The sequence below is a fragment of the Pseudomonas frederiksbergensis genome (genome assembly GCF_003732705.1).
GTDB classification, from domain to species: Bacteria; Pseudomonadota; Gammaproteobacteria; order Pseudomonadales; family Pseudomonadaceae; genus Aquipseudomonas; species Aquipseudomonas frederiksbergensis_F.
Genome location: NZ_MOBR01000014.1, coordinates 41,599 through 57,307, shown reverse-complemented (window position 1 = coordinate 57,307; position 15,709 = coordinate 41,599). Strand labels below are relative to the sequence as shown.

General features: G+C 59.0%; 16 protein-coding genes. 11 read left to right on the top strand and 5 right to left on the bottom strand.

The window, feature by feature from the left end:
- The first annotated feature begins 81 nt into the window (after window positions 1–81).
- The 4 genes from gbdR (at window position 82) to BK667_RS15940 (ending at window position 2,798) form a co-directional block, all read left to right on the top strand.
- Window positions 82–1,164: a choline metabolism transcriptional regulator GbdR gene (gbdR, locus tag BK667_RS15950; RefSeq protein WP_123514840.1), complete on the top strand. Its 1,083-nt coding sequence runs from the start codon at window positions 82–84 to the stop codon at window positions 1,162–1,164.
- Window positions 1,165–1,546: 382 nt separating this feature from the next.
- The gene (locus BK667_RS33575) at window positions 1,547–1,675 is read left to right on the top strand and encodes a hypothetical protein (RefSeq protein WP_259698046.1); all 129 of its coding nucleotides are present in this window, start codon (window positions 1,547–1,549) and stop codon (window positions 1,673–1,675) included.
- Window positions 1,676–1,690: 15 nt separating this feature from the next.
- A complete protein-coding gene (locus BK667_RS15945; RefSeq protein WP_123598197.1) occupies window positions 1,691–2,434 on the top strand; it encodes an SPOR domain-containing protein in 744 nt (247 codons plus the stop codon).
- A 70-nt stretch (window positions 2,435–2,504) separates the two neighbouring features.
- Complete coding sequence (locus BK667_RS15940) at window positions 2,505–2,798, top strand: DUF6388 family protein (protein ID WP_123514836.1); 294 nt, start codon at window positions 2,505–2,507, stop codon at window positions 2,796–2,798.
- A 99-nt stretch (window positions 2,799–2,897) separates the two neighbouring features.
- Here the strand turns inward: BK667_RS15940 and BK667_RS15935 are convergent, their stop codons facing one another.
- Window positions 2,898–3,752, bottom strand: a complete 855-nt coding sequence (locus tag BK667_RS15935; RefSeq protein ID WP_123514834.1) for a helix-turn-helix transcriptional regulator — start codon at window positions 3,750–3,752, stop codon at window positions 2,898–2,900.
- A 340-nt stretch (window positions 3,753–4,092) separates the two neighbouring features.
- Between BK667_RS15935 and BK667_RS15930 the strand changes: the two genes are divergently transcribed.
- Complete coding sequence (locus BK667_RS15930; protein ID WP_123598196.1) at window positions 4,093–4,485, top strand: GFA family protein; 393 nt, start codon at window positions 4,093–4,095, stop codon at window positions 4,483–4,485.
- Here BK667_RS15930 and BK667_RS15925 read toward each other — a convergent pair whose 3' ends face one another.
- Window positions 4,486–5,394, bottom strand: a complete 909-nt coding sequence (locus BK667_RS15925; RefSeq protein ID WP_123514830.1) for a LysR family transcriptional regulator — start codon at window positions 5,392–5,394, stop codon at window positions 4,486–4,488.
- Window positions 5,395–5,551: 157 nt separating this feature from the next.
- Here BK667_RS15925 and BK667_RS15920 point away from each other — a divergent pair, with 157 nt between their 5' ends.
- The gene (locus BK667_RS15920; RefSeq protein ID WP_123598195.1) at window positions 5,552–6,316 is read left to right on the top strand and encodes an SDR family NAD(P)-dependent oxidoreductase; all 765 of its coding nucleotides are present in this window, start codon (window positions 5,552–5,554) and stop codon (window positions 6,314–6,316) included.
- 21 nt (window positions 6,317–6,337) lie between these two features.
- Here the strand turns inward: BK667_RS15920 and BK667_RS15915 are convergent, their stop codons facing one another.
- Window positions 6,338–7,240 carry a helix-turn-helix domain-containing protein gene (locus tag BK667_RS15915; protein WP_123598194.1) on the bottom strand — a complete coding sequence of 301 codons (903 nt, stop codon included), beginning with the start codon at window positions 7,238–7,240 and terminating at the stop codon, window positions 6,338–6,340.
- A 144-nt stretch (window positions 7,241–7,384) separates the two neighbouring features.
- On the opposite strand from BK667_RS15915, the gene BK667_RS15910 reads away from it, so the two are divergent.
- Window positions 7,385–7,819 (top strand): DoxX family protein, encoded by a 435-nt coding sequence (locus BK667_RS15910; protein ID WP_123514825.1) that lies wholly within the window; start codon window positions 7,385–7,387, stop codon window positions 7,817–7,819.
- Between the two features lie 11 nt (window positions 7,820–7,830).
- On the opposite strand, the gene BK667_RS15905 is transcribed toward BK667_RS15910, so the two are convergent.
- Together BK667_RS15905 and BK667_RS15900 are read right to left on the bottom strand one after the other, a co-directional pair.
- Window positions 7,831–8,589, bottom strand: a complete 759-nt coding sequence (locus BK667_RS15905) for a sulfite exporter TauE/SafE family protein (RefSeq protein WP_123514823.1) — start codon at window positions 8,587–8,589, stop codon at window positions 7,831–7,833.
- 22 nt (window positions 8,590–8,611) lie between these two features.
- Window positions 8,612–9,238: a TetR/AcrR family transcriptional regulator gene (locus tag BK667_RS15900; protein WP_123598193.1), complete on the bottom strand. Its 627-nt coding sequence runs from the start codon at window positions 9,236–9,238 to the stop codon at window positions 8,612–8,614.
- Window positions 9,239–9,410: 172 nt separating this feature from the next.
- Between BK667_RS15900 and BK667_RS15895 the strand changes: the two genes are divergently transcribed.
- From BK667_RS15895 to BK667_RS15880, 4 genes are all read left to right on the top strand, one after another.
- Window positions 9,411–9,689: a LysR family transcriptional regulator gene (locus tag BK667_RS15895; protein WP_123514819.1), complete on the top strand. Its 279-nt coding sequence runs from the start codon at window positions 9,411–9,413 to the stop codon at window positions 9,687–9,689.
- 142 nt (window positions 9,690–9,831) lie between these two features.
- Window positions 9,832–11,076, top strand: coding sequence for a multidrug efflux RND transporter periplasmic adaptor subunit MexE (gene mexE / locus BK667_RS15890; RefSeq protein ID WP_123598192.1), 1,245 nt, complete (start codon window positions 9,832–9,834; stop codon window positions 11,074–11,076).
- A gap of 11 nt (window positions 11,077–11,087) precedes the next feature.
- The gene (locus tag BK667_RS15885; RefSeq protein WP_123598191.1) at window positions 11,088–14,279 is read left to right on the top strand and encodes an efflux RND transporter permease subunit; all 3,192 of its coding nucleotides are present in this window, start codon (window positions 11,088–11,090) and stop codon (window positions 14,277–14,279) included.
- Window positions 14,279–15,697 (top strand): efflux transporter outer membrane subunit, encoded by a 1,419-nt coding sequence (locus BK667_RS15880; protein ID WP_123598190.1) that lies wholly within the window; start codon window positions 14,279–14,281, stop codon window positions 15,695–15,697. The genes BK667_RS15885 and BK667_RS15880 overlap by 1 nt, the downstream gene beginning before the upstream one ends.
- Window positions 15,698–15,709 lie beyond the last annotated feature (12 nt).

Below are 15,709 nucleotides of genomic sequence, written 5' to 3'. Positions count from 1 at the left end.
GTGCGTGAGCAGCCGCGGATGGTTAAAGCGGCCTGCGCGGCAGGTCCCAGGTCCTGACCGTTCGCTGCGAGAGTAACTTCGATGGCATACGACATATCTAAGCCCGCTCCTACGCAAACCATTGGTTTTTTGCTTCTGGACCAATTCACTCTGATCTCTCTGGCGTCTGCTGTAGAGCCTTTACGAATGGCCAATCAGTTGACAGGTCAGGAGCTGTATCGTTGGCAAACTTTCAGTTTGGGGGGCGAGCAAGTATGGGCAAGCGACGGGATGCCGATCACTCCGGACTCGTCAATCAATAACGCATCGATGCTTGATACGGTGATCGTCTGCGGTGGCACTGGGATTCAAAGTGCGGTGACCCGGGAGCACATCACTTGGTTGCGGGTCCAAGCGCGGCGCTCGAAACGGATCGGGGGCGTGTGTACAGGTAGTTGGGCGTTGGCCCAGGCAGGCTTGCTTGATGGTTTCGATTGCAGCGTGCACTGGGAGTTTCTGGCTGCCATGCAGGAAGCTTTTCCGCGAGTGAATCTCAGCCCCAGTTTGTTCACCCTCGACCGAGACCGTCTCACCAGCTCCGGTGGAACCGCGCCAATGGACATGATGCTGCATCTGATCAGTCGCGATTATGGGCATGAGTTGGCAGCCGCCATCTCCGAAATGTTCGTCTACGAAAGAATCCGCGACGAGCAGGATCACCAGCGAGTGCCCCTCAAGCACATGCTGGGTACACATCAACCAAAGTTGCAGGAAATCGTAGCTTTAATGGAGGCCAATCTGGAAGAACCTATAGATCTCGACGACTTGGCAAATTATGCCGACTTGTCCCGTCGACAGCTCGAGCGGTTATTCCAGAAGTACCTACATTCTTCGCCTTCGCGGTATTACCTCAAACTGCGTCTGATACGCGCGCGTCAATTGCTTAAGCAAACACCGATCTCCATCGTAGAGTTGTCGGTGGTATGCGGCTTTGTGTCGACTCCACACTTCTCTAAGTGCTATCGCGAATGTTTTGGAGTTCCACCCAGCGAAGAGCGCTCGGTAGCACAAACGCAACCGCGAGTGACAGCACGACCGATCGCGCAGGCATTGCCCTCGGTAAAGCCGATGAGTTCGCTGGATCAGGCTCGTGATGAGTTGACATTCGCAAGTATAAAAATTTGAATCCTGAAGACGTTGGATGATGTATCGGCACTTAAAATAATAGAATCAAGTTAGTTCATATGCAGCGTTAATAAAAACATTAATTTTATGCACTGCATTCCTATAAGGAAAATAGCGTACAAACAATTGCTCGTGCGACGCTGCATGGCTTCGCCGTTGTCCCGTTTGTCCCCTATGCAGAAATCGAAGCTTTCCTGGGCCATCCAGCGTCCCATCCCTGACCGGCAATTCTGTCTGCTCCAGTCCTGAAAATCAGACGATAAGGTAAATTTTCAGACCCCAACGCAGAACTCCCTTTCCCCAGGCAAGGCGCTCCCTGCGCCTTTCTCACACACTCGGCTCCAACGCTATCGCGCTGCATAACAACAAGAGCCGCGAAAAAATGACTGGTTTCCAACTTGCTACCGACAGCCAGATCGGCCACATCGCCGTTCCCGGTGGGTTTGCGGCAGCCGATGGGCAAGGGTTTTTCCCTTACATGGTGATGATGGGCCTGGTGTCATTCATTTGATTTGGAGATGGTGCTGTGCGAAAGCTTGGCTTGGGCTTCCTGCTAACTGGCGTTTTTGGACAACTATCAGCACTACTATGGACCTACACGTCTACAGGACCAATTTGTCAAAATAACGCCGATAATTCATACCTCCAGCAAAAAGTGACAAAGTTCGAACAACTACTTGATGACACCGCAAATAAAATTGCGACAGAGCTCAATACAACACTTTCCGACGAGTTCGCGCACCCTGCGAAAAACGAATCCCGCATACCCGACTCAACGGAGGCTGGCGCTGTACAGCTTTTGATCGAAAAGCCAGACGAAACACCAATACTTACGCTGCGTTCATGGCCCACACAAGCGCATAAATGGACAATTATTCTCAGCGGTCTTATTACTTTTACCGGCTTGCTCTTGGCACTCTTCACCCGCAAAAAAACCATTAATCCGCAATGGCATGTCTTTCACACCTTGCCAGGCTCGCTAATCACGCTGGAACGCCCGTGCTTGACGTGCGGCGGCTACATTTCCCACGCTAAAAAAGAAGCTTCAACCACGCCTTCATCCGGCCTATGGGTGGTCGAAATTGCATTGAACACACCCAGTCGCCATCGCGCAGTAAAAGCCATTCAGCAGTTGGAGTTACCGGTAGCGCGTAAAGAAAACAATTTTGTTGTCATCGGCCCGTATAAACACAAGCAGGAAGCGGCTCAAGTCGTGAAGGAGCTAAGTGAAAGTTATAGCGTACGAGGATGGATGATGGCAGGAAATTGACATAGCCCGATTTAGCGCTGGGCCGACCTCGAACCACCAGCTACTTACTGTATGCCACAAGAGAGTATTCATGATCGCGAAAGAACTTAGAGGCGAACTCGCCCTGAAGAAATTCCTGGACGCCAACTTATGGATCCAACTTGAACTCAATGATCTGAACTATAGCCTCGCTGAAAACTGCGGGCTCTCGCCAGATGAATATCGCCTTAAATTTCTGAAAGAAGCATTTGAAGCAGAAGCGGACGCTCACGACTGCGATTGCTGGGACTTCATCCTGCAGTGGGTAGCCGAAACTAAGGAAGAACTTGAGTTGATGCGCCAAGAACGCATGAAGGAGATTTATGACTTTCTGGACAATCAATAGACTCTACAAATTTCGCACCCTATAAAAGCCGCCAGTTTCAAGATGAAAGACGATCTTCATCGGCGGGAGTATTGCCCAATACCCCGTCCTCCTCTCGGTTCAAACCGTCGCATAACAATCCACTACACGCCGATACTGACTAGGTGAAGCTCCGATGTGCTGACGGAAAAACCGTGTGAAATGACCTTGCTCGGAGAACCCGAGGTTCTCCGACAACAGGCCCAACGTTCCACTGCGCTCACACTCAAGCCAGGCAAAAGCCCGTCGCATGCGCGCGTCGTTAAGCAGCAGGGTCGGCGTCATGCCGGTATCTTTCTTGAACAGCGCAAAGAAGTGCGCCCGCGACAGACCACAAGCTCGCGCGGCGTTGTCGATCGGGTTCGGATCATCGAGGTGCTCAAGCAACCAGGCGGTGCCGCGGCGCACGCGCGCGTCCCGGAACTCAGTTGAGTTCGGCGCACCCAGTCGCGACAAATGCCGCCAGCTTGAAAAGTCCTCGATCAGTTCGATCAGGAAGTCGAACAGCATGAATTCCATGCGTTCTTTCGGCACGATCCCGCAGCCATGCGCTTCGGCGACCAGGATGTCTGCCAAGGTGCGATTACGACTCGACAGCTCGATGCATGACTGCGCAAAAAAGTCCGGCCGACCGCTGAGCGCCAGCGACTGCTGGGCAGTGGCCAGCCAGGCGGGCTCTATGTAGAGCGCCAGGATTAGGGTGGCCCCGGCACCCGGCTGCGGATCGTAGAAATGCGGCTCCCAGGCGTTGACCAGCACCGCCGTGCGATCGCTGAGTGGAACCCGGCGACCGTTGACGTTGAAGTAAGTGTCTTCGCCGGATACTTTGACCAGCACATGGCATTCGGAATGGGTGTGGGTGACCAGCGAACGATCCATATTCAGCAAGGCAACCCGGCCAAACCTGCCGTGGAAAACCCTTTGGGCAATCGACATCAAATTCCTCCGCTCGCTTGAAGCGATATTGTTACCGGCCACAATGAGGGATCATCGCGGCGTCTATCTGTTTCCGAGCCCCGGCGCTCACTCATGTTTAAGCAACATTTGGCTGGCCACTATCGCGCGCGAATGTCCGACACTTTATAGACTGGTGGTTGACGAAAAAGGGTCAGGTGATCGGGAAAAAACCGTATCAGGTGGATTTGAGGGTGATCGACTAAAACACCTGTATCTAAGGTGAATGTCGTGGCCAAAGTGCCTGTCGCAAAGCCCCTCAATCGCCTACCCAACTGCTAGCGTTAAACAAACCTACTATCCAAACCGGAGGAGAGCCCCAATGAACCCATTCACCGGCGGCTGCCTATGCGGCAACATCCGCTTCGAAGCATCCGGCCAACCCTACCGCGTCGGCCTCTGCCACTGCCTCGACTGCCGAAAACACCACGGAGCTTTGTTCCACGCCTCCGCGATTTTCCCTGAGGACGCAGTAACGATCCAAGGCGAAACCCGCGACTACGCCGGACGCTTCTTCTGTCCAAACTGCGGCTCATCCGTTTTCTCTCGCAGCGACGACGAGATCGAAATCAACCTCGGCTCCCTCGACACCCCGGATCAACTAAAACCCACCTACGAAAGCTGGATTATTCGCCGCGAATCCTGGTTGCCAGCGTTCCCACTCACGCGCCGATATGAGCACGACCGGGAAGGTACTGACCGTTCCGAGGGATGATCAGGACATCACCGCCGACTGCTGCAAAAACCGCTCAATCAACCACTGCGCCGCAGGACCCGGTGGCAGGTCCGTGCGGTAGATCGCTTCAAACGAATAAATCCCGCTCTGATATTCCGGCATTTTCAGGTGCACGAGACGGCCCGAATCCAGGTCTTCCTTGACCATCGCCGCCGGCATATTTCCCCACCCGATCCCTTCGCGCAGCAGCATGTGTTTGGCGCCCAAATCCGCCAGTCGCCACGTGCGGTTGCTGAGTACGGCGAAGTCTTTGTCTTTGGTCAGTTGCGAGCGGTCGGACAGGACCAGTTGGGTCATTTCGCGTCCGGCCCCCGGCGTGTTCGCGTCGTGTGAGGCCAGTGGGTGATTGGGGGCGGCGACGGGGATCAACTCCACGCTGCCGACCGCGATTCTTTCTATCCCGTCGATGCCTTCGTTCATGGGGCCGCTGACGCCAATGATCGCGCCGCGGTTGATCACCAGTTGCGTGACGGCGCCGAGGGCTTCCATGTGCAGGTGCAGGGCTACGGTGGGGAATGCTTCGCGGAAGGATTTGAGGGCGTCGACCACGCGTTCGGCGGGGAGCATGACGTCGAGCACGACGTGGACTTCCGCTTCGAGCCCTTGCAGCAGGCCTTTGACTTTGGCGCGCAGGCCATGGATGCCGCTGGCGATGGTGCGGGCTTCGGCCAGCACGGTGCGGCCGGCCTCGGTGAGTTGCGGTTTGCGGGTGGTCTGGCGATCGAACAGCGAGACGCCGAGTTGCAGCTCAAGGTTGGCGATGGAATAGCTGACCACCGAGGTGGCGCGGTGCAGTTTGCGGGCGGCGGCGGCAAAGCTGCCGACTTCCACCACGGTCAGGAACACGCGCAACTGGTCCAGGGTCGGTGTGCCGGGGTCGGAGATCATCGGTATTACCTCGTACAGACGTAGTGCGAAAAATGCCGCGTCAGGCAGATAAGCGCAAGGCCCCGACAGGCTGAGCAAGGCTCCTAAAGAGTGGCGGGGCGCAACCGGCGACAGTGGCGTCGTCGAAAGCGATAACCCTCTCAACAGGAGATTGAAAATGACTGATTTTATGCCGACCCCCAACGAAATTGCTGACAAAGTTGTGATCGTCACCGGCGCCGCCAGTGGCATTGGCCGCGCGATTGCCGAGCTGTTCCATGCCCGTGGTGCCAAGGTGATTGCCGAGGATATCAACCCAGAAGTAAACACCTTAAAGCGCCCCGGACTGATGCCGTTCGTGGCGGATATCACCGTCGATGGCTCGGCGGAAAAAGCGGTGGCCTTGGCCGTCGAGCACTTCGGCCGGCTCGATGTGTTGGTCAACAACGCCGGGCGGATCATCTACAAACCGCTGGTGGAATTGACCCGGGAGGAGTGGAGCTGGCAGATGGAGACGAACGTGACGGGCGCGTTCCTGCATTCCCGGGAAGCGGCCAAGGAAATGATGAAGAAAAAGTCCGGCGCCATCGTCAACATTGCCTCCTATGCGTCGTACTTTGCCTTCCCCGGGATTGCGGCTTATACCGCTTCGAAAGGTGCGCTGGCGCAGTTGACCCGGACCCAGGCCCTGGAAGCGATTGAGCATGGCATTCGCGTGAACGCGATTGGCGTGGGTGACGTGGTCACCAACCTGCTCAATCACTTTATGGAGGACGGTCCGGGGTTCTTGAGCGAGCACGGTAAATCGGCGCCGATTGGCCGTGCCGCAGCGCCCGAGGAAATTGCCGAGATCGTCGCATTCCTGGCTTCGGAGCGTGCCAGTTTTATCGTCGGTTCGGTGGTCATGGCGGACGGTGGTATGAGCATTCCGGTCGGCGGTTAAGCCTCACTTGTGCCGCTGGTCTCATTGCCGGTAGTGACTGGGCGGCACACCCACTTCACGCTTGAACACTTGGGAGAAATGGCTGGCGCTGCTGTAGCCGACGTCGAGGCCGATATCGATGATGCTCATGCCGGTTTCAACCAGCAGTTGCTTGGCCTTGGTCATTCGCAATTTGATGAAATATTGCGAGGGCGAATGCCCCGTTGCTCGTTTGAACAAGCGACTGAAGTGGTACTCGCTCATGCCGGCTTCCTGGGCCAGATCGCCCAGGTGAAACGCCTCGGCCAGCGACGCCTCCATCGCATTCACCACACGCTTGAGCTTGTACGCCGGCAACGCATTGCGCGGCACGATGTTTTGCGCGTCCACATCCAGATAGTTGCGTGCCAGGTGCACGGCGATGCACTGGGCGATGCCTTGCATCCACAGGGTGCTGGTTTCGCCTCGGTGGGCCAGCTCGATCCGGAACTGTTCCAGCAGCTGCGACAACCCCTCGTCACGCCCGCCGGAGACTTCGCGCAAACGAATGGAACCGGTCACTTGCTGGTGGTTTTCCTGAATCGCCCGCTCCAGCAGTTGCAGCCCGAGGTAGATGTGCATCACCACAAACGGCTCCGGGCTGCTCACCCGCCAGCGCATTTCATAGGGCACGGCGGTGGTGGTCAGGAAGAAATCGTCCTGGGTGACCTCACTCGCCACCCACTCTTCGCCGGCCTCCCGCTCTTCGATGGTTGCCTGACCGGACAGCACCCAGACAATCAACGGTTCCGCCACGGCGGGCACGATCACGCTTTGCTCGATGCGCTCTCGAATGAAGATTTGCGCCAATACATCATTGGCGGCCACGTCGTCCGAAGCGGCCAGGCGTTCGCCGCGAATGTGCGCTTCCAGGCCCGTGGCAGAGGTTCGCTCGGCGGTGTGCATGGTTGAAGTCCTTGGTGATGGCTTGTCTATTTTATCGAGCCTAATCGTCGAAATTTGTCGGCTATTCAGATGAGCAGGCCGCACGCATCATTTCCTCACTCGGGCGATTCATGTCGAATCGCACCTTATTGAAGGAAATACATCATGACTGCAAACATCGCTCATTCCACCGCCTCTGAACAGAGTCGCTCCGACGTCACCCAGGCTTCGGCGGCGTTGATTGGCCGGGTCCTGCTCAGCGCGATTTTCATCCTTTCAGGCGTGTCGAAACTCGCTGCGCCAGCGATGATGATCGGCTACATCAGCTCCGTAGGCCTGCCGCTGCCGCAACTGGCGTTGGCCTTGGCGATCATTGTTGAAATCGGTGGTGGCCTGGCGCTGATTGCTGGTTACCGCGCCCGCACTGTCGCGGCGGTCCTGGCGGTGTTTAGCGTAGTGACGGCGCTGGCTTTCCACAGCGCGCTGGCGGATCAGAACCAGTTCATCCACTTCTTCAAAAACATCGCGATGGCCGGTGGCTTGTTGCAAGTCGTGGCGTTTGGCGCCGGTCGTTTCAGCCTCGACGCACGTCGTCGCTGATCCTTGGGCGCTCAGGTCATATAGCCACTGACGCCGTCCCACAGCAGCTTCACCGCCGTCACCACCAGCAAGCCGTAGCAAGCGCGGTACATCTGGCGCTGGTCCAGCCGCGCGTGCAGCCGCCAACCGAGCCAGACGCCGCAAGGAATGGCGAGCAGGCAGACGGCGGTCAAGATCAGGACGTTGCCGGTGGGTGGGGCCAGCAGCAGCCAGGGTCCGGCCTTGAGCAGATTGCCCACGGTAAAAAACATACTGGTGGTGCCGGCATACATCTGTTTGCTCAGGCCCAGCGGCAGCAGGTAGATCGCCAGCGGTGGCCCACCCGAATGCGCAACCATGGTGGTGATGCCCGAGGTGATGCCGGCGGCCACGGCCTTGGGCGAGGAACGCGGCTGTACCCGGACTTCGCCACCGGCCTTGAACCAAAGGCCGACGAACGTCAGCGTGATCGCCGCCATCACGATGGCAATCGCCCGGTGGTCCATCACCCGAAACAGCAGATAGCCGACGCCAATCCCGGCGACCAGCCCAGGCACCAGCAGCTTCAAATCCGGTTTGGACCAGGTGGACGGCTTCCAGTAGCGCAGGCTGAACAGGTCCATGGCGATGAACAACGGCGCGAGCAGGCCTCCGGCGGTGATCGGGTCCATCACCAGCGACAGCAGCGGGATGCCGATAATCGCAAAGCCGCCGCCGAACGCGCCTTTCATGAAGCAGATCAGAAAGACGCCGGCGAAGGTGACCAGAAGGGTAGTGATCGTCAGTTCCAAAGAGGGCTCCTGGGGAGGGAGGTTATGGGCGATCCTGGCACCGGGATTGGACGGGTTCCTCCGCGTCGTGTTCGTGCTCCGCTTCTTCATTTTCGGGAGCAGCAGGCCAGGTATTGATGACCGATTGCAGGAACTGCTCGGACAACTCGGGTTTGTCCAACGCCCTGGCAATCAGTATTGCGCCCGTTATGGATGACAGGATGCGCAATGATTCCTGGTGCTTCGCGTCATGGGTTTCGCCCTCGACCAGCGCCATCAACGTTTCGATCAAACGCTCAACACCCTGGGTGAAGGAATGGCTGACGGTGCCCCCGGTGCGGGCCACATCAGCGGCCAATGCGGGGATCGGGCAGCCCTCGGTCCAATTGTCCAGGTGGGCTTGCGTCAGGTAACCCTTGATCAATTCGGGAATGGATTTGGCGTCGCGCCAGTCCTGGATATTGGACTCGAACGTCCGGCTCACGGCCTCTGAAGCCAGTTGTTCCTTGCCGCCCGGGAACTGTCCGTAGAAGCCGCCATGGGTCAGGCCCACCGAGCGCGACAGTTCACCGATGCCGATGCCGCCGATACCTTTTTCCCGGTACAGCCGGGATGCAGCCTTGAGGATCGACTCTTTGTTCGCGGCGGCCTGGTCTTTCGTGACTTTCATGAGACTGCTCCTGTAGCCAGTTCGGCGGCGCTTGGGAAAAGCTTCGCTGAGAGGCTGGTATTGATTATGACTGTCATATAAAGTCGCTGCAACGGCTTTGCCTGTATTGGCGCAAGTCTGGCGGATCCCGAGCCTGTGGCTCAAGTCGAAAATCTCTACGTGGACCGGACTCATGAATCGTAATGATCTGCGCAGTATCGATCTGAACCTGTTGGTGGTGTTCGAGGCGCTCATCCAGGAACGCAATCTCACCCGTGCCGCCAAGCAATTATCCCTGGGTCAGCCGGCGGTCAGCGCGGCGCTGGTGCGGTTGCGCAAGCTGTTCAATGACCCGTTGTTCGAGCGCATCGGTCGCAGGATGGTGCCCACCGAGCGGGCGCTGAATGCGGCGCAAACGCTGGGGCCGGCGCTGGATTGCGTGTGTGTTGTGCTCACGGAAAGCAAGGCTTAAGCGGGATCGATCCCTTTTTTTGGCTTTAAACATGACGCCTATCATTAAAGATGATAGCCAACTTCATTCCATTCGATTCGTCGCCACCTCGCGCGACGCCCAGAATCCGGAAAATTCCTAAACCGTCTGGCGGACACTACCTATGGAACAGTCACTCAAACCTTTGCGTTATCCCCTTGCTGCGCTGGCGCTGGTAGTGCTCACCGCGTGTGAACGCACACCCAATGCCGCCCAGGCAATCGGTGCGCCGCACGTCACCGTGGCCAAGGTGCTGGAGCAGCCCATTACGGAATGGGACGAAGTCACCGCACGCCTGGAAGCACCGGAAACCGTCGAGGTCCGCCCACGGGTAACCGGGCAGATTGACCGCGTAGCCTTTGCCGACGGCGCGTTGGTGAAGAAGGGCGATTTGCTGTTCCAGATCGATCCACGTCCGTTCGAACACGAAGTGCACCGCATCGAAGCGCAGCTGCAACAGGCGCGCGCCACCCTGATCCGCACCGGCAACGAAGCGCAGCGCGGCCAGCGCTTGTTGAGCAGTAATGCAATCTCCGCCGAACTGGCCGACACCCGCACCACCACCGCCCAGGAAGCTCGGGCCGGGGTCGATGCCATTCAGGCGCAATTGGACCTGGCGCGCCTGAACCTCAGTTTCACCCGCGTTACCGCGCCGATCAGCGGCCGGGTCAGTCGGGCAGAAATCACCGCCGGCAACATCGTCACCGCCGACACCACGCCGCTGACCAGCGTGGTCTCCACCGACAAGGTCTACGCCTATTTCGATGCCGACGAGCGCATGTTCCTCAAATACAGCCTGCTGTCCCGTCAGGGCCAGCGCGGCCAAGCCACGCCGGTGTACATGGGCCTGTCGAACGAGGAGGGCAACAGTCACCTCGGTCAGATGAACTTTGTCGACAACCAGGTCAACCCGAAAACCGGCACCATCCGTGGTCGCGCGGTGTTCGACAACGCCGACGGCCAGTACACCCCCGGCCTCTATGCGCGCCTGAAACTGGTGGGCAGCGCCGCTTACCCCGGCCTGCTGATCAAGGACGAAGCGGTGGGTACCGACCTCGGCAAAAAATTCGTGCTGGTGGTCGATCAGGACAACAAAGCGGTTTACCGCAGCGTCGATCTGGGGCCGAAGCTTGAGGGCTTGCGCATCGTGCGCAGCGGTCTGCAAAAAGAAGATCGCATCGTCATCAACGGCTTGCAGCGCGTGCGTCCTGGCGCGGTGATCAGTCCTGAGGACGCGCCCATGGCCAGTCCTGAAGTCGTAGCGGTCCTGGCGCAAAAACGTCAGGCCATCGAAGCCGCCAATCAGCCGGATTCCGCCAAGTCACCTGCCCTGGTGAAAGCGGAATCTGCCGCCGCACCCCGCGGATAAGGAGCCTCGACATGAAGTTTTCCCAGTTCTTTATCACGCGGCCGATCTTCGCCGCGGTGCTGTCGCTGCTGATCCTGATTGCCGGCGCCATCTCGCTGTTCCAGTTGCCGATCAGCGAATACCCGGAAGTGGTGCCACCGACCGTCGTGGTTCACGCCAACTACCCCGGCGCCAACCCGAAAGTCATTGGCGAAACCGTCGCCGCGCCGTTGGAGCAAGCCATCACCGGGGTCGAGAACATGCTGTACATGTCCTCGCAATCCACGGCGGACGGGCGACTCACCCTGACCGTGACCTTCGCCCTGGGCACTGATCTGGACAACGCTCAGGTCCAGGTGCAGAACCGTGTGACCCGCACCGAACCCAAGCTGCCCGAGGAAGTGACGCGCATCGGCATCACCGTCGACAAGGCGTCTCCCGAGCTGACGTTGCTGGTGCACCTGGTGTCGCCGGACAAGCGCTACGACATGCTCTATCTGTCGAACTACGCGATCCTCAACGTCAAGGATGAGCTCTCGCGCCTGGACGGTATCGGTGACGTCAAGATGTTCGGTATCGGCGATTACTCGCTGCGTATCTGGCTCGACCCGAACAAGACCGCTTCGCGCAATCTGACGGCGACCGATGTGGTCAACGCCGTACGCGAGCAGAATCGCCAGGTCGCGGCCGGGCAACTGGGCTCGCCGCCGGCACCGAATGCCACGAGCTTCCAGATGTCGATCAACTCCCAGGGGCGGTTGGTCAGTGAGGAAGAGTTCGAAAACGTCATCATCCGCGCCGGCCCGAACGGCGAAATCACCCGCCTGAAAGATATTGCCCGGATCGAGCTGGGTTCCAATCAATACGCCTTACGCGCCTTGCTCAATAACGAGGAAGCGGTGGCGATGCCGATCTTCCAGCGCCCGGGCTCCAACGCCATCGACATCTCCAACCAGGTGCGGGCGAAGATGGCGGAGCTGAAGAAAAACTTCCCGGAAGGCATGGACTACGAAATCGTCTATGACCCGACGATCTTCGTGCGCAGTTCGATTGAAGCCGTGGTGCACACGCTGTTCGAAGCACTGATCCTGGTTGTGCTGGTGGTGATCCTGTTCCTGCAAACCTGGCGCGCGTCGATCATTCCGCTGGTCGCAGTGCCGGTGTCGCTGATCGGTACGTTTGCCGTGATGCACCTGTTCGGGTTCTCGCTGAATGCGCTGTCGCTGTTCGGACTGGTGCTGGCCATCGGGATCGTGGTCGACGATGCGATCGTGGTGGTGGAGAACGTCGAACGCAATATTGAGTCGGGACTTGAACCGGTCGAGGCGACCAAAAAAGCCATGGGCGAGGTGACCGGACCGATCATCGCCACGGCGCTGGTGCTGTGTGCGGTGTTCGTTCCCGCCGCGTTTATCTCGGGCTTGACCGGGCAGTTCTACAAGCAGTTCGCCCTGACCATCGCCATCTCCACCGTGATCTCGGCGTTCAATTCCCTGACCTTGTCGCCGGCATTGGCCGCAGTGTTGCTCAAGGCCCACGGCGCACCGAAAGACCGCTTTTCGAAAGTGCTGGATCGCCTGCTCGGTGGCTGGTTGTTCAAGCCTTTCAACCGTTTCTTCGACAAGGCCAGCCATGGCTATGTGATTGCCGTGGCCAAGGTCATTCGGGGCAGCAGCGTGGCGTTGCTGGTCTACGCCGGCCTGATCGCCATGACCTACATGGGCTTCAGCACCACGCCCACCGGTTTCGTGCCGACCCAGGATAAAAAGTACCTGGTGACCTTCGCCCAATTGCCGGACGCCGCTAGCCTGGATCGCACCGAAAACGTGATCCGGCGCATGAGCACCATCGCCATGAACGAGCCGGGTTTCGACAGCGCCGTAGCGTTTCCGGGCCTGTCGATCAACGGCTTCACCAACAGCCCGAACGCCGGCATCGCCTTCATCGGTTTGCGGCCGTTCGATGAGCGTAAAGACCCGAGCCTGTCCGCCGGCGCGATTTCCGCTTCGTTGAACGCCAAGTTCGGTGGCATCCAGGACGCCTACATCGCGGTGTTCCCGCCGCCGCCTGTCCAGGGCCTGGGCACCATCGGTGGTTTCCGCTTGCAGATCGAAGACCGGGGCAACCTGGGTTACGAAGAGCTGTACAAAGAGACCATGAACATCATCGGCAAGAGCCGCAGTGTTCCGGAACTGGCGAATCTGTTCACCAGTTACACGGTCAACGTGCCCCAGGTTGACGCCGCCATTGACCGGGAAAAAGCCAAGATCCACGGCGTGGCCATCAACGACATCTTCGACACGTTGCAGGTGTACCTGGGCTCGCTGTATGCCAACGACTTCAACCGTTTTGGCCGGACTTATCAGGTCAACGTGCAGGCCGAGCAACAGTTCCGCCAGGAGCCGGAGCAGATCGGTCAGTTGAAAGTACGCAACAACAAGGGCGAGATGATCCCGCTGGCGACCTTCGTCAAGATCAGCCCGACCTCCGGACCTGACCGCGTCTCCCACTACAACGGCTTCGTCACCGCAGAAATCAACGGCAGCGCCGCGCCGGGCTACAGCTCGGGCCAGGCCCAGGCAGCGATTGAAAAGTTGCTGAAAGAAGAACTGCCCAACGGCATGACCTACGAATGGACCGACCTGACCTACCAACAGATTCTGTCCGGTAACACGGCGCTGCTGGTGTTCCCGCTCTGCGTGCTGTTGGCGTTCCTGGTCCTCGCGGCGCTGTACGAGAGCTGGAGCCTGCCATTGGCGGTGATCCTGATCGTGCCGATGACCCTGCTGTCGGCGATTGCCGGGGTGATCATTTCCAAGGGCGACAACAACATCTTTACCCAGATCGGCCTGATCGTGCTGGTGGGCCTGGCCTGCAAGAACGCGATTCTGATCGTCGAGTTCGCCAAGGATAAACAGGAGCAGGGCATGTCGCCGCTGGATGCCGTCCTGGAAGCCTGTCGCATGCGGTTGCGGCCGATCCTGATGACGTCCTTCGCCTTCATCATGGGTGTGATCCCGTTGGTGACGTCCACCGGCGCCGGCTCGGAAATGCGCCGGGCAATGGGGGTGGCGGTGTTCTCCGGGATGCTCGGTGTGACCTTCTTCGGCTTGCTGCTGACGCCCGTGTTCTTCGTGTTGATTCGCCGCGCCATCGAGCGCAAGAACGCGCGCAAAGCGGTTCGCATTAATCCAACCCATTCGCTGAATTCGGAGGCCCACTGATGAACGCTTTCAAGCTGTTTTTACCCAGCCTTCTGGTCGCCGCACTGGCCGCTTGTACCGTGGGCCCCGACTACAAAACCCCCGACACCGCGCCGGCCACCCTGGTGTCGATCCAGGGCGGGCACTACGATCAATCGCGGTTTGAAACGGTGTGGTGGCAGCAGTTCGATGACCCGACGCTCAACCAATTGGTGAGCAAATCCCTGGAAGGCAACCGCGATCTGCGCGTCGCCTTTGCCCGCTGGAAAGCGGCCCGGGCGATTCGCGATGACGTCAGCAACGACAATCTGCCGGTGGTCACCAGCCGCGTCAGCAGCCAACAAGGCAAAGGGCAAGTGCCGGGCCAGACCGAAAGCCGGGTCCATCAGGAACGCTATGACCTGGGCCTGGACATGGCCTGGGAAGTCGATTTGTTTGGGCGGATCCAGCGCCAACTAGAATCCAGCGATGCCCAGGAAGACGCCGCCGCAGCGGACTTGTATCAGCTTCGCGTGACCATGATTGCTGAACTGGTGGACGCCTATGGCCAACTTCGTGGCGCGCAACTGCGGGAAAAAATCGCCCTGGCCAACCTGAAAAACCAGCAGGATTCCCGGGCCGTGACGGTCAGCCTGCGGGATGCAGGCGTGGGCAATGAACTCGACGTGGTGCGGGCCGACGCACGGCTGGCGGCGGTCGAGGCCACGGTGCCGCAACTGCAAGCGGAGCAGGTACGGGAGAAAAACCGTATCGCCACGCTACTGGGCGAGCGCCCGAATACCTTGAGCGTGTCGTTGAGTCCCGCCGAGTTGCCGGCCATCGCCAAGGCGCTGCCGATCGGTGATCCCGCCGAACTGCTGCGTCGGCGTCCCGATGTGCTCGCGGCCGAGCGCAGGCTGGCGTCCGCCACGGCGGATATCGGCGTGGCCACCGCCGACCTGTTCCCGAGAGTGAGTTTGAGCGGTTTCCTCGGTTTCACGGCGGGCCGTGGTTCGCAGATCGGTTCCAGCGCCGCCCGAGCCTGGAGCCTGGGCCCGAGCATTACCTGGGCGGCATTTGACCTCGGCAGTGTGCGAGCACGCATCCGTGGCGCCGACGCCAATGCCGAAGGCGCCCTGGCGACTTATGAGCAGCAAGTGTTGCTGGCGTTGGAAGAATCGGAAAACGCCTTCAGCGACTATGGCAAACGCCAACAACGCTTGTTGTCGTTGATCAAGCAGAGTGAGTCGAGCCGTGCCGCCGCCGACCTCGCGGCGATCCAGTACAAGGAAGGCACTGTGGACTACCTGGTGCTGCTGGATGCACAGCGCGAGCGCCTTAACGCCGAAGATGCCCAGGCCTTGGGTGAAACCGATCAGTACCGGGGCATCGTCGCGATCTATAAAGCGTTGGGCGGTGGCTGGGACAGTGGCGTGGGCAAGGTTGCGGGGATCAATTGATCCCTTGCGCCA

Excerpts from the sequence above, each read along its gene's own strand:
- gbdR (WP_123514840.1), top strand. The coding sequence starts at position 82 with ATGGCATACGACATATCTAAGCCCGCTCCTACGCAAACCATTGGTTTT.
- BK667_RS33575 (WP_259698046.1), top strand. The coding sequence starts at position 1,547 with ATGACTGGTTTCCAACTTGCTACCGACAGCCAGATCGGCCACATCGCC.
- BK667_RS15940 (WP_123514836.1), top strand. The coding sequence starts at position 2,505 with ATGATCGCGAAAGAACTTAGAGGCGAACTCGCCCTGAAGAAATTCCTG.
- BK667_RS15935 (WP_123514834.1), bottom strand. The coding sequence starts at position 3,752 with ATGTCGATTGCCCAAAGGGTTTTCCACGGCAGGTTTGGCCGGGTTGCC.
- BK667_RS15930 (WP_123598196.1), top strand. The coding sequence starts at position 4,093 with ATGAACCCATTCACCGGCGGCTGCCTATGCGGCAACATCCGCTTCGAA.
- BK667_RS15925 (WP_123514830.1), bottom strand. The coding sequence starts at position 5,394 with ATGATCTCCGACCCCGGCACACCGACCCTGGACCAGTTGCGCGTGTTC.
- BK667_RS15920 (WP_123598195.1), top strand. The coding sequence starts at position 5,552 with ATGACTGATTTTATGCCGACCCCCAACGAAATTGCTGACAAAGTTGTG.
- BK667_RS15915 (WP_123598194.1), bottom strand. The coding sequence starts at position 7,240 with ATGCACACCGCCGAGCGAACCTCTGCCACGGGCCTGGAAGCGCACATT.
- BK667_RS15910 (WP_123514825.1), top strand. The coding sequence starts at position 7,385 with ATGACTGCAAACATCGCTCATTCCACCGCCTCTGAACAGAGTCGCTCC.
- BK667_RS15900 (WP_123598193.1), bottom strand. The coding sequence starts at position 9,238 with ATGAAAGTCACGAAAGACCAGGCCGCCGCGAACAAAGAGTCGATCCTC.
- BK667_RS15895 (WP_123514819.1), top strand. The coding sequence starts at position 9,411 with ATGAATCGTAATGATCTGCGCAGTATCGATCTGAACCTGTTGGTGGTG.
- mexE (WP_123598192.1), top strand. The coding sequence starts at position 9,832 with ATGGAACAGTCACTCAAACCTTTGCGTTATCCCCTTGCTGCGCTGGCG.
- BK667_RS15885 (WP_123598191.1), top strand. The coding sequence starts at position 11,088 with ATGAAGTTTTCCCAGTTCTTTATCACGCGGCCGATCTTCGCCGCGGTG.
- BK667_RS15880 (WP_123598190.1), top strand. The coding sequence starts at position 14,279 with ATGAACGCTTTCAAGCTGTTTTTACCCAGCCTTCTGGTCGCCGCACTG.